Raw genomic sequence first — 13,820 nt, 5'->3', positions numbered from 1 at the left:
ATACAATCACTAAGGAGGTGATAAAAGAATTGAGATAATATGAGTCAAACATATGAAGAACTTTAGCAGTAGCACTTAAATAAGCCGGGAAAGCATAAAGCTAGAACGAATATTGGAGAACAATCTAAGAGTTAGACATCGTAAAAAGGCAGTTAATTACGTCGTTCTTTAGCCTCGTTCAAAGTTAGTTTTGGCTGTAAAGCTTCAGGCCAGCATGCAGTGTTTGAATTATCTTATTTCTCAATGATGATGGAGATATAACTTCAACAATATTGGCATTCTTCATTAGCCACCATTCAAGGGTTAGGCTATCACGAATTTCGGCTTCTATGATTGTGTACTGATCATTTTGAATAATTATTTTCTGATTTGGTGATAGTAGTGTCTCTTCAATTAAATGCAATCCTCTTAGGTTTTCAATTCTCAAGACAATTTTTTTCTTGTCACCACCAGAGAAGTGACGTGCGTTCTGTTCCACATATTTTTTGACATTAAATTCAGCCAAGGTTTTGGCACTGCTAAAGCTTATTTTTAAAGTGTGTACCCTGTGTAGAGCATAGGTACGAATATCATTTGGATCATCTGGTTTTAGACCGACTAAATAAAAACTATTTCCGTGAAGAAAGAGACCAAGAGGAGTGATTATATAAGCTTTTGGTTTTGTTGCTCCTCGCTTTTGATAGGTGAATTCAATATCTTTTTTGTCAATCAGCGCTTGCTCAATTTGTTTGAAAAACTCTTTGCCTACTTTGGGGGCTTCAAGTGGTAGTTCTCGTTGAAAGTAACAGAAACGTTCACTCCAGAGCTTAGTTTGTTTCGTATCTTCTTGTTTAAGCGAAGAGAATATGGCGTCTACATCTAAGCGTAGTGTAGGTGGCAGCATAGACTTTATTTCTTTCTCTATGACTTGCAGTGAAACTACAGAAGACATTCCGTCAGGCTTAATTGGGTGGCGATGACCTTTGGCAATTTGATAGCGATAGGGGCGGAATTCATCTTCAGTCTCGATACTAGTGTAATCTTCCGCAACGCTGTTAATGCAGCGTTGGACAGTTCGAAGCTGGCTTTTTTCTTCTGTGGTTGCTGGTAATAGATCTGCCGAAAGTAAAATATCTCTTAGCTCTATGCTTGAAATAGAGTCAGGGTAGCAAGGGATAGACTCTAATACTTTTTGGTATCGCTGAATTTGTTTACTCATACTTTACTGCCGAAAAAAAAGAACAAGCGACACTAATTGTCGCCACCTTAATTAGTATAACGTTCATAGGTTGGATTTAGGAGCGTTAGATGCAATATCAAACACACTTTGATAATTACAATCACGACAATTTTGTTTTCCTCAAAGACGGATTAAGTGAGCTTTATAAGCAAGCCGTACTAGCTGATAGTTACTACTTCACCGACCCTCAATCGAGTATGGTGAAAATACGTCTATTTGTTGAGTTAGCATGCCATGAGTTAGGTAAACACTTCAAACTGCGTCCGCCTGTACATGGTGAACTATCCAACAAGATTAAAATGTTACAAGCATCAGGCTGTATTGAAGCGTGGGTAACCGATGAGATGAACGCACTACGCCATGATGGAAATCGCTCTGTTCATATGACAGAAGTGAATGGCGCATTTGTGGCTGAGATGAAGGTATCTCGCTCACGTATGCAAAAGAACATGAATAGCCTTTATGAAATTGCACGATATGTTGGTCAAGCTATTTTAGGTAACAAACAAGAGTACTCATACATATGGAAAGAGCCAGTTCCATGTGAGCTGTCGTCATTTATAACCAGTGCGTTGCAAGGATCCAAAGACGCAAGCTACTACCTTGCAAACAAATTCTACTCAGAGCTACTAGAAATGAGTAAACAGACTGGTGTGGATCGTTGGTGGCAGAAACAACAGTATTTTGATAAGCAGGCAGACCTTAGTTACTGGCTAGAGAAAACACACCGTCAAGGCCATTCACAAAGCTGGCTATTGTTTGCTAAATGTTACTCCAATAAATTGCTCAAAGAAGAGACAGGTCGTAATGCAAAAGAATGTTTTAAACAGGCGTTAAAGTCAGATGAAGAAGGTGAAGCCGCATTTGAGTTTGGTTCACACCTTATTCGTTGTGAAGAGTACAAACTTGGTGAGGGCTATATCCATCAAGCCTCAGCAAAGGGCAATCATGATGCTCTTTCGTACCTGCTGAACAAGGCTTTTAGAACTGGCCATGATATTGAACATTGGTTAGCCATTTCACTGGAACACCGTCTACCAGAGTCGTTTACCGCTGATACCTATATTAAACTTGAAAAGTATGAAGGCGAGCAGACCGATGAATCACTAAAAGCGCTACGATCAGCACTGGTTTCAGGTCAAGCCCGCCAAGCGCCGGGTATGGCTTTCTTCAAGAGTTACGTTGAACTTACGGTGTATGAGACTGAAAACGTCAAGAAGTCAGTAACGGTACTAATAGACAACTATAAATATCTACCAGTGTACCTAAGTGTCGAACTTCGTCTGTTTAAACAGATTTCTAATGATGTTGAGCACTATGAGATCATGACGGACATATATCATGAGGCATTAAAACAGTCGAGTGACGAACTTGAAAAAGCGGATGTAAAGTACGCAATTGTTAAACAAGCTCTAGTTAAAGCAGCAGAGAAGTTCAAAATGCTAGAGGGTGTTAATACCCCAAAGCCTATCCCAACACTACTACAAGAAGCAGCTGATGCTGGGCATGCCGAAGCACGTAAGTATATAAACAGCACAGAGGGCAAGGCAGTACTTAAGAAAACTGGTTTTACTAGTCTAGGTAAGATGAAGAAGAACGCTGCTGAAAAGAAAAAGACTAAACAAAAGCGCAAGTTGGCAAAGAAGGCTCATCGAAACTAATTACACGTGACTAGGCGCTCCAACAATCCTAGCTGTAATAGAGTACTTTTTTGTGATTCCATGAGTCTTGAGTGATCCTACAGTCTAGACCTAGTGGCGCAAATTGGTAAGAATAATGAGTGTTTATCTTACATAATAGATGAAAAGGAATAGGTAATATTCCAAGAAAAATTATTCTCACAATATACTAGGCCATCTTATAGAAAGGGGGTTCATTGACCAAAAATCCGGTTGTGTCAGAGAACTAGATAAATAAAATGATCCGGAAGTGGCAACTGTTTCAAGGGTTAAGAAAAAGGTTTCTACTAGTTCCTAAATGAACCTTACAGTATGATGTGCGATTACTATCTAGTGACGACAAGCATGATGATTTTGTGACCTAGCCTTGTTTTTTTGTTTTTTTCAATTGAAAGAGGATGGCTTTTTGTATGAAAACTAGCTACGTGGACAAAGATAAACTAAGTTGGTAACTGATTGGAATTCGTAAGTTTTATCCATTTTTTATATGTTTTAAATAACTTTTCACATACGCTTTAATCGAGCACGTTTCTTGGAATAATTAAGAATAGTCATTATGAAATTAAATGAGCTAATAAGTGAAGTAACTGAAAACGGATATCATGTCTGTGAGTTTAGCGATCTCTATGCCAACTCAGATATCGATGTTGAAAGCAAAGCTGGTAGGCTGGAGTTTAATCAACTGTTGGATGAGGCCAATCTTCAAATTTTACCTAAGATTGTTAATGGTTCAGTAGCTAATCTTGAACGCAGTATTTTGGGTATACCAATAGTTTTTTATCACAGAAGACCTGCTATTGATAGGCATACATCACGCGTCAGGTATGCTTTGTTGGTTGGGCGGATATCTGCAGTGCTAGCTAAAGTTGATGGAGAAGTTGACCCGCTAGAAGTTACTAAAATAAAATCAAAAATATACGACTTCAGTTTTCTAACAGAAAGTGAAAAATACGACGTCTTTGTTCGCAGTATCTATTCTTTATATCTGAATTCCTCTAAAGACCGATTATTGCATGAATTCGCGAAACTAAACGAGAGCGAAAAGCTTCAGGTGATATCTATAATAAAGTCAATAATTATAGCTGATAAGCAAGTTCACCGAAGTGAAAGGTTGATTCTAGCTGAGTTTTATAGGCTTACCGGAATTCCTACAAATACAGTAGCAAAAGATCTACGAGAATTTGCTAAAGAGCGAAAGATAGAGTTGGCTAATAACAATACTATTGTAACTCAAGATGAGGATGTTGTTATTAATTGCGATAATACTCTTGATGAAATGCTAAGCGAATTTGAGGTTTTTTGATTATGTTTAGTGAATTAACTATTCCGTTAAGCCTGACAACAGGTTACCAGGACCCAAATGATGACTTTTTCTCGCCAGTGTTGTCCTGCGCCAAAACATTCGATGTTGCTGTAGGCTATTTTTCCTCAGCATGGATTGAAGATGTAAAAAGTGGGATTCATAATTTTGCAATGAATGGCGGGAGGAGCCGTTGGATAGTTTCACCTAACTTAAATGAATCTGATGCAAAAGCTATTAATGATGGCATTGAACTAAAGTCCAGCGAGCAAGAACATTCAAAAATTGAAAGCTTAATACTGGATGAGCTAGCATTAATGGATATTGACAGTCGCACTCTGTTAAGCAACCTAATCGTTGCAGGAGTTTTAGACTTTAAAATATCTTACCCAAGAAAAATTGGAAATAACCTATTTCATGCAAAGATCGGAGTTGCTCAAGATAGTAAAGATCGTCTACTCGCGTTTAATGGCTCGTTTAATTTAACAGGAAATGCCAAAGGTAACTGGGAACACATTGATGTGTTCACTGATGAAACGCTTAGAGAAAAACAAAGAATTAGTTCAATACAAGATCGATTTGAAACACTCTGGGCAGGGCAAGATGTATATTACGAAGTATTTACTCCTTCGAAAAAACTATTAGTAGGTATCGAAGGGTTTTCCAATGAAAATAAAAATAGATATCCAAAACAAACCGTTACTGAACATATAAACCTACGCCCATATCAGCAAGAAGCTATTAAAAATTGGGGAGCTAACAAAGGGCATGGAATGTATGTTATGGCTACAGGGTCAGGGAAAACGATAACAGCATTAGCCACTGTTAAAAAACTAATAAGTAGGCTAGACGAGCAAAAAAAGCCTTTATTCATAATTTTTGTTTTACCTTTAAAACACTTACTTGATCAATGGTACGAAGAAGCCGCTGAATTTGGTTTTGATGCAGTAAAATGTTATGAAAACAGTCTAGATTGGCGTGAGCCACTCGCTGAAAAGCTATCACTGCAAGCAATTCAAAATCAGGGTGTGGTAAAAGCGATGATTACGAATGCTTCGCTTGCCAGCGAAAACTTCCAGAGAATTGTACGAAGTGTGACTGTGCCAATTATGGTTGTTGCTGACGAAGCACATAACCTGGGCTCTCCAACATACTTAAATGCGCTACCTAAAAATGCAACCTATAGATTGGGACTAACAGCGACCCCATTAAGGCATAATGATGAAGAAGGTACAGAAGCTTTATTTGATTACTTTGGTGATGCGGTATTCGAGTTCTCTTTAGATGATGCAATTAAGGCGGGGTATTTGACTAAGTATCAATACCTTCCTTTTGTCTGTGAATTCAATTATGACGAATATCAGGATTACAAAGCGATAACAGCAAAATTACAAAATGAAGAGCAAAGTAAATTTGATGCTGATAATGAGCTGGAAGAGCTATTAGGTGGAGCCTCTAATAAGCTCATAATTTTAAGAAAGGAACTCCAAAAGTTAAAGGATAATAATAAGCTACAACATACTTTAGTTTATTGTGGTTCTCATACTGATGATGAAGGCAGTAGGCAGATAGAGAAAGTACTGGGTATGCTAGGGCATGAGCTTAAGGTAAAAACACGAAAATTCACAGCAACGGAAAGTTTAGAGGAAAGAAGAAAGATACTTGATGAGTTTGCTAGCTGTGAACTTGATGCAATTGTGGCTATAAAATGCTTAGATGAAGGAGTAGACGTCCCTGCTACAAAACAAGCCTTTGTTATATCATCAACTTCAAATCCTCGCGAATTTATTCAACGCAGAGGGCGCGTCCTGAGGCGTTCTCCTGGGAAAGAGATGGCTATAATTTATGATTTTATAGTTGTTCCACCCGCTGGTGAAGAAGTTAACCCTGCACTTATTGAAAAGGAAGTAAAGCGTGGGCTGGAGTATAATTCTCTAGCGGAAAATAAAGAAGAAAATGAGTCTATCCTATTAAACCTAGCTGAACTTCACGGAGTGGATTTATAATGAAAACACATAAAGAAATAATGGAATCCTTGTCAAAAGAAGAAGCCATAATATTACAGAATATAATGACGTTGGAACAGAGTAACCTATATATAAATGATCTGGAAAAAAATAAATCCAAAGAGAAAGAAACTGTCAATAGTGTTGTCAGTTTAATTAAAAAGGCGGTGATTAAATGAAAATTAGTAAAATCACCATTACAAATTTTAGACAATTTTGGAAAACAGAGTCGATTAAATTTTCAACATCAAATGAAAAAAATGTTACCGTTATTCATGGCTCTAACGGTAGTGGTAAAACCTCATTATTAAATGCATTCAAATGGTGTTTTTATGGGGAAACTGATTTTGATACTGGCACAGAAAATATATTAAATGAAGCGGCAATTCAACACGCTACCACAGGTCAAACAATTGAGCTGAATATAACAGTTATGTTTGAGCAAGATGGTTGTTTCTATGATGTGGTGCGGAAGGCAAAGTACAGGAAATTGCCAGACAATAAAGTCGAAGATTTGAAAGCCATTGAATTTAAAATTCAAAAAACAACGAGTAAAGGTGAAACTAAAACTAGTGATACGCCAAAATCAGACATCAATAAAGTATTACCAGAAAGTTTACACCCCTACTTTTTCTTTAATGGTGAGCGAATTGAAAAGTTAGCTGGTGTTAATGAAAGTGGACAGATCAAAGAAGCTATCAAACGTCTAATGGGGTTAAAACAAATAGAGCGTGCTGAGAGGCACCTTAAGAAAGCATCAGCTATTTTTCGGAAAGAGAATGCACAATCTTCAGATCAACATTACCAAACTTTATCGGAAAGTGTTGCAGATCTAAATGAAGAGCTTGAACAGTCTAAAAAAAATCTCGAGCAACTAAAATTGGAACATGAAACCAATAGGAAAAGAAAAGAAGATGTTGAAAAAAAATTAGCGACATTTAACGAATCGAAATTACTACAAGAGCAACGCAACTTATTAAACGACATGAATGAAAAGTTGGAGTTTGCTATTAGTGATAATGAGCGAAAACGTAAAGCACTAATTGATAAAAATAGGGCAGTTGTTTTATCTCAAAGTTTAATAAAAAAATGTGAAAAGTTGGTTGATTTAAATAGGAAAAAAGGACTTTTACCATATAGGGTGCGAGCTCCATTTATAGATGATCTAATTGAGCAAGATATGTGTATATGTGGTCGTAGCATCCATAGTAATGAAGAAGCGTTATCATCATTAACTCAAGCAAAAAAAACAGCCGGAAATGATGAGCTAGACGAAGTTTATTCTGGTGTTTCGTTCTTTTTAAAAAATCAAAGTGAGAGCTATCAGGAATATAGTTTGTCACTGCAAGAACTAAGTGATGAACAGAAAAATAATAGACAAGAAATGGAGTCCAACAAGGGACAAATATCCGAGATTAGCTTAAAAATAGGCTCAATAAAAAATAGTGAAGTCGCTACACTTGAAGAGCGAAGAGATCGCCTAGAAGGTGAATTAGGTGAGTCGAGCTTTAACATTCGTAAGCTTGAATGTGATATTCCAGAAGTGGCAGCCAAACTAAAAAAAGAAAGCAAAGAACTTGAAAAGCTTGAGAAGAAACAAAAAGAGCACTCTCTTATTGTTAACCGAATTACAGCTACTAATAATGTAGCTAGAGCATTCAACGAATTGAATGAGTGTTTTACTGATCAAGTAAGAAACAGCCTGTCTTCGAAAGTAAATGATACATTTGGGAGTATTATTAGAAAAAATGCAAGAGCATATATAGATGATGACTTTAAATTAATAGTTGAAAAACAGTCAAAGCATGGGGAAATCGAAGCCAAAGAGCAATCAACTGGAGAAAAACAAGTTACCAGCCTATCATTTATTTCAAGTATAATTTCGCTAGCAAAAGAGAAGCATGAACAAAATGGCAAGTTCTTTAAAGGGGGGTTATACCCTCTTGTCATGGACTCTCCTTTTGGTGCGCTAGATGATGACTATCGTTTTAAAGTGGCCGAAAGTGTTGCTAACCTTGCAGATCAAGTCATTATTTTTGTTTCAAACTCCCAATGGAACGGTAATGTGAAAAAGGCATGTGAAGAGCGGGTAGGAAACTCTTACCGCTTAATTCATCATTCAACAACAGATTTAGCAAAGAATATTGAAAATAATGAGTACCTAAGATATTCAAATGAAGGTGTCGAGTTTTCGACTCTGGAGGAAGCCTAGTGAGCACGGAAAATAAAAGATTGGACGATATAAGAATACGTCGCCCCAAGGAACATGACGATTTACTAGAACTTTTAAAAAAAGAAAAGATTTTTTCATCGAATAAAAATGCACTAGTCTTTGCTGCTTCCTTGGGTTTTAAAAAGCAACAACGACGGTCATTTGATGAGACTAGTGAGCCAATCATGTTGCGTATATTTGATGATAATACAGATATACCTTTCATTTACGCACTAGCATTGGCGGAGACGGATGACATCTCAATGATGACTAAAGCAAAATTCAAAGAAGCTGTGAAAATTTTCGAAGAGTACGCAAATGGCGGTCTTTCATATATAAAGTCAGTGGTGGACCCTGAAACGGCACTTGTATCAATCGAAGCTATTATCGCCGAGTCAGAACAGAGCGAAGCTGAGGATATATTTGAAGGTTGGTAGTCATACTTACGACTAGATTCTTCATATCTACTTGGGAAGTAGAGTTACAGACATTGATGTTAATAATACTAATGAATAAAACTTGGAAATATAATGTCACATAACATCATACCCGCATCACTAGCGATAAAATCTATGCGTGATAACGGTTATAAAACAGCCGCTCACGCTATTGCGGAGCTAATTGATAACAGTATTCAAGCTAAAGCGAAAAAAGTACAACTTATCTGTATAGATGGCTATACCGTGAATACAAAGAGAAAACTTCAGCAATTGGAAGAGATCGCTATCTTAGATGATGGCATTGGTATGAGCCCTAAAATTTTACAAGAAGCATTACAGTTTGGTGGCTCAAGTCATCGTGATGATCCTAATGGTATAGGTAAATTTGGAATGGGTTTACCTAATGCATCGATTTCTCAATGTAGACGTGTGGATGTGTGGAGTTGGAAAAATGGGAAAACATACAAAACATTTTTAGATGTTGATTTGATTGAGTCAAAAGGGCAAGAATTTGTGCCCGAGCCTGTTGAGGAAGCTTTACCAGAGAGATGGTTGGACGCTAGTAAAGCTCCACAGTCTGAATCTGGAACATTAATCGTTTGGTCTAAATTAGACCGTGTAAATTGGAAGACCAGTAAATCAATTTATACACACTCAGAGCGATTAGTCGGCCGAATGTATAGACACTTTATACAAGAAAATAAGTGTGAAATATTGTTCAAATCTTATGTAGAAAAGGTTGCATTAGCTATAACGCTAGACAAGACGTTCAAGGCTAATGATCCACTTTACTTATTGCAAAATACGTCGTTAAAAAAACTACCTAGCCCGTATGAAGGTCATTCCTTTTTCAAACCGATGTCTAATAAACCACAAGAGATCGAAGTGGATTTAGGAGAAGGAAAATCATCAGTTGTGAGCATCACCTACTCATATGTAGATAAAGAGTGTCATGGAAGTATTCGAGAGCTCGATGATATAAATACAGAAGTAGGTGGAACTGAATGGGGCAAACACTGTGCTGACAACATTGGTATTTCGATAGTACGTGCAAAGAGAGAGTTGGAGCTGACTAAGATATTAACAAATGGTAAGCCCCAAGAGCGGTGGTGGGGCGTTGAAGTCGCTTTTGACCCTGCGTTAGATGAATTTTTTGGTGTAACGAATAATAAACAAGCAGCTGTAAATTTCGAAGATATTGATCTTAAAAAAGAAGCAATATTAAACGGGTATGAAGATAAAGAGGTTGAGTTTATAAAGGTTTTTAAACAAGAAGATCCTTATCGTTGGTTTATGCATAAGATAGTTTCAGAAATAAAGACAAATATTAAACACTTACGTAAAGAAACACCAAACGACAAACGCATAGCCAGTAGTAAAAATGGAAATAAAGAGTTGTCTTATGCTGAAAAAATATCCGACACTGTTATTAAGTCTCGTGTAAATGAAGGGTATAAAACAAAATCAGAAAAAGAAGTTACGAAAATTAGCAAGATAGATCAGATCAGTGAACTTGCTAAAGAGTTTGAGTTTACAACTAGTATTTCAAAAAAAGAAGCAGAAACAAAGGCATTGGAAACTATTGATAATGGTCAAAAGTTAAAGTTTTTAGAGGCTAGGTTAGATAGTAGAGCTTTTTTCGATGTAGTCGTAAAAGCCGGGATAACTTTAGTAACGATTAATGAAGATCACGAATTTTACGAATTTTATGACAAATTACCAGAATCAGATAGGGAATTATTAAAATTATTACTTTCTTCATGGGCTCGCTGTGAAAGTGAAGCGATGGATCGTGTAAGAAGAGATATGCAAGATATTCGTGGTAACTGGGGAAGAATGCTATCTGAGTTTTTCTTTGACTTGAAACCTTCATAAATCTAGTTAGTTTCATTATAAGAAGTAATAGACAACATCAAAAATTGATATTGTCTATTACTTAATGTTAATTATATTCTATCTAATCAGGCCTTTAGGGAAGTATCTCGAATGAGTTACATAAAGAGCATCATCTGATTTAGAGTTGAATAATAAAATATCATACCGGTTTTCATCTAATACTTTTGTAATTCTTTTATATTCTTTTACTGACTCCTGACGTTGATCGCTCCAGAATTTATCTTTATCGATTAAAGATGCAGTTTTAGTATCATATGTAATCAAGTAGCTATAATCTGAAATAGATTTCAACGAGTTCTTTAAAGCGTGATCATAGGCCGTTAATAAATAAGGATAAATTAATTTTATAGGTTTTCTTGAGTTAAATAACTCATGCTTTAAGGCCTTAATGGGCTCATCATTGTCGATACTTTTACAGACTGTCGAAAGTTCAGATAGGTACAACTTAATATTTTGGGTACCATTTCCTTCTTTTGTTTTTTCACCAAAGCTTTCTGATTCTTCAGCCCAAAGATGTTGAGCACAAGTTCTTATTTGCAGCTCTACTAATTTATTATTTTCCTCTAAGACTACGTGTATTGCTCTATATGGTTTTTCACCTTCTCTATAGTCGGTGATTTTTTTTACATAAGATAACTGTCTGATTAAATCGAGCGCTTTTTCTTGTAGCTTTAGATCGCGAACTATAAGCCTTAGCCCCACAATATCATCAACTCTAGATAGATCCATCCCCTTATTATTAGGTCTGCATAGCTTTCTAATTAGTGACTTACTTCGTTTAGACCTGCCAGATAATATTATTCGTGTGTCGTTATCTGAAAAGTGCCTAAATAAAATAGAATTAAGGCTAAATAACACCTCATCAAAGCTCGCTTTATAATTGGCGAGCATTGACATATCATCCTCTGAACGGCTGCCTTTTCTAATTCGCTTTCCTAAGTTCTTTAATTGATTATTTGAGTACATTATTACTACTTAACTGGACTAGGTAATTCGATCTCAGAAAATTTTATTGTCTTAATGTGACCATCGAAGTCAATCCAACTTTCATCTTCACGCACTCTGAGAGTAACTATTTTATCAATCAATTTCTTTCTTTCATCACTATCCCCTCCTACTAACATATATTTTAGTAAATAGGGTGCTAGGCTCTCTTGATGAGTCATAATCATTTTCTTTTTGGTAGGGTCATATGTAACTTCATACCAAATACTATTTGGATTAATTACCTCAAAACCACCTGAGTGATCTAATTTTGAAACTAGTTCAAAGATATCTTCCAGCTGGTACCCATCAGAAAGTAGCATAGCGACAGTTCTAGTTAAGATAACTTGCCCTATAGGTCGTAACAGTAAGTGTCCTTTACCTTCTACTGTTTCTTTTCCTAATTTGTATGAAAACTCTCTAACTCTCTCAATATCTTTATCTTTTGAATTATTTAGCCCTTGGAATACTGGTAAAGTGGCTACAGCATTGAAAAAATCGGACAGCTCTTCAGTTGCATCTATTATCTCTGATTCATCAGGTCTAACGGGAGCTGAACCTTTAATAATGGGGTCCCATTTTTTACTTCTAGCGCCCCCTTGGCTCATATCGAGTGCGCGAAGGTAAATTTTTGACATTTGAAATAACTGCTGCAAGGTTGTATAAACTGTAGACCTCTTTGAAATAGATGTATTTTTCCAGTTTATCCGATCTCCTGCTTGTTCCCTTTTGAAAAAACCATTTTTTAGTCCAACTTTTCTAGCAACAATAGCGTAACCATCAGATTCATTGAGCAATATTTGTTCACCTTTATCAGGGGTTTTAGCATATTTATTAATACTGTAGAAAATATCCCTTATTCTTCTTGATGCTTCCTCTCGTGTTTCCCCAATAATGACCGACGGAATATATTCAACCGTTAACTTTTCAGCTAACACTTTAGATACAAAATTTAAATCTAGATCATAATTTTCAGCGATATGATCAGATGTTAATGAGAAACCTTTTGTTGGTTCGCCATTTTTGCCTTTTAAAAATAATGGCCCATCACTTAATGCTTGCAAGCCTCTGATTCCCATGACTCGATGCTGGCCATCGAGTGCGAATACTGTATGGCCATTCAGGTTAAGCATTCCGATATTTCCTGATGTATCCAATGCGTGATACTCAAATGCGTTGCGAAGCGCTCTACCATCAATCCCCCAGTTGTCATGGGATGGGTCATCGACCCAGTTTGGAGATATAACAGCTAATATGGAGCCAAATTTCCTATTTTTATCCGTAGATAAATAGATGGTTAAGGGAACTTGCCTACTAAAGTCTGGAGCCCTCTGCTTTATTTCTTCAGCATTTGCTTCATCAATAATCAGTCTACCAGTTGCAGGGTCGAGACTATTTTTCATTAGAGGCATCTCTGACCCCATCTTTATGTGTCGGCCTATCCAGTCTAAATCATGGACAACCGAATAGGAGGACGCGCTAATTACTTTCCCCATATTCGTGTTGATTTCGCCCATCTCTCCCTTTAAAGAAATGAAAGTATTTCTTTCCTGCTGTAAATCATCAAGCACTGATTTCAATATGCGTTTTTTGCTACGTTCTGCTTTTTCAATCTCAGCCTGAATTTCTTCCATGTTCTCAATCTGATCTGTCACGATTATATTCCTTGTATTTAATTTTGTTCATTGGTGTATTGAAGTCATGAATAAATAGCCTTTCAACTCGGTCTAGATCGTGAGATGAAACTTTAGTGTACCAAAACTCGACTTGATTGTTCATTATGCGCTCGCCAACTAACTCATTATGTACTTTTTGGGGATTAGAATAATCATTAAATCTTCTTCTTAGATTTTCGGTTTTTCCCACATATAGAGCTCTATTGTTTAGAGGCAATCCATTTACTATTTGGTTTTCTATAAGCACATATACACCAGGCTCCGTTGGAATGTTGAACCTAGCAGATTGGTTTAATCTATATTGGTGCCATCTAAACATGACAGTTCCCTTTTTGTTTTTCAAACATTAGCTATATTTCTGCACTCTTACAATTGGTTTTAAAAAACAATAGCTGTGTTTTTTAATTT

At 36.5% G+C, this 13,820-nt stretch carries 10 protein-coding genes; 6 read left to right on the top strand and 4 right to left on the bottom strand.

From position 1 onward, the window contains the following. Positions 1-184: 184 nt before the first annotated feature. The gene (locus L4C54_RS03855) at positions 185-1,198 is read right to left on the bottom strand and encodes a helix-turn-helix transcriptional regulator (RefSeq protein ID WP_428807148.1); all 1,014 of its coding nucleotides are present in this window, start codon (positions 1,196-1,198) and stop codon (positions 185-187) included. A gap of 89 nt (positions 1,199-1,287) precedes the next feature. Between L4C54_RS03855 and L4C54_RS03850 the strand changes: the two genes are divergently transcribed. From L4C54_RS03850 to L4C54_RS03825, 6 genes are all read left to right on the top strand, one after another. After that, positions 1,288-2,880 (top strand): DUF4145 domain-containing protein, encoded by a 1,593-nt coding sequence (locus L4C54_RS03850; RefSeq protein WP_428807147.1) that lies wholly within the window; start codon positions 1,288-1,290, stop codon positions 2,878-2,880. Between the two features lie 574 nt (positions 2,881-3,454). After that, positions 3,455-4,201, top strand: coding sequence for a hypothetical protein (locus tag L4C54_RS03845; RefSeq protein ID WP_428807146.1), 747 nt, complete (start codon positions 3,455-3,457; stop codon positions 4,199-4,201). Between the two features lie 2 nt (positions 4,202-4,203). After that, entirely contained in the window at positions 4,204-6,204 is a 2,001-nt protein-coding gene (locus L4C54_RS03840; protein ID WP_428807145.1) for a DEAD/DEAH box helicase family protein, read from the top strand. A 175-nt stretch (positions 6,205-6,379) separates the two neighbouring features. Then, positions 6,380-8,416 carry an AAA family ATPase gene (locus L4C54_RS03835; protein WP_428807144.1) on the top strand — a complete coding sequence of 679 codons (2,037 nt, stop codon included), beginning with the start codon at positions 6,380-6,382 and terminating at the stop codon, positions 8,414-8,416. Further along, positions 8,416-8,853 carry a DNA phosphorothioation-associated protein 4 gene (locus tag L4C54_RS03830; protein WP_428807143.1) on the top strand — a complete coding sequence of 146 codons (438 nt, stop codon included), beginning with the start codon at positions 8,416-8,418 and terminating at the stop codon, positions 8,851-8,853. The genes L4C54_RS03835 and L4C54_RS03830 overlap by 1 nt, the downstream gene beginning before the upstream one ends. A 93-nt stretch (positions 8,854-8,946) precedes the next feature. Next, entirely contained in the window at positions 8,947-10,731 is a 1,785-nt protein-coding gene (locus L4C54_RS03825) for an ATP-binding protein (protein ID WP_428807142.1), read from the top strand. A gap of 78 nt (positions 10,732-10,809) precedes the next feature. Here the strand turns inward: L4C54_RS03825 and L4C54_RS03820 are convergent, their stop codons facing one another. The 3 genes from L4C54_RS03820 to L4C54_RS03810 are packed head-to-tail and all read right to left on the bottom strand — an operon-like array spanning position 10,810 to position 13,731. Beyond that, on the bottom strand, positions 10,810-11,718 hold the full coding sequence (locus tag L4C54_RS03820) for a RelA/SpoT domain-containing protein (RefSeq protein ID WP_428807141.1): 909 nt from the start codon (positions 11,716-11,718) through the stop codon (positions 10,810-10,812). Positions 11,719-11,723: 5 nt separating this feature from the next. Next, positions 11,724-13,391: a DNA sulfur modification protein DndB gene (locus L4C54_RS03815; RefSeq protein ID WP_428807140.1), complete on the bottom strand. Its 1,668-nt coding sequence runs from the start codon at positions 13,389-13,391 to the stop codon at positions 11,724-11,726. After that, positions 13,375-13,731 (bottom strand): GIY-YIG nuclease family protein, encoded by a 357-nt coding sequence (locus tag L4C54_RS03810; protein WP_428807139.1) that lies wholly within the window; start codon positions 13,729-13,731, stop codon positions 13,375-13,377. The genes L4C54_RS03815 and L4C54_RS03810 overlap by 17 nt, the downstream gene beginning before the upstream one ends. Positions 13,732-13,820: the final 89 nt, after the last annotated feature.

It is taken from the genome of Vibrio lamellibrachiae (assembly GCF_050337265.1).
GTDB classification, from domain to species: domain Bacteria; phylum Pseudomonadota; class Gammaproteobacteria; order Enterobacterales; family Vibrionaceae; genus Vibrio; species Vibrio kyushuensis.
This window is presented reverse-complemented; position numbering and strand designations above follow the sequence as displayed.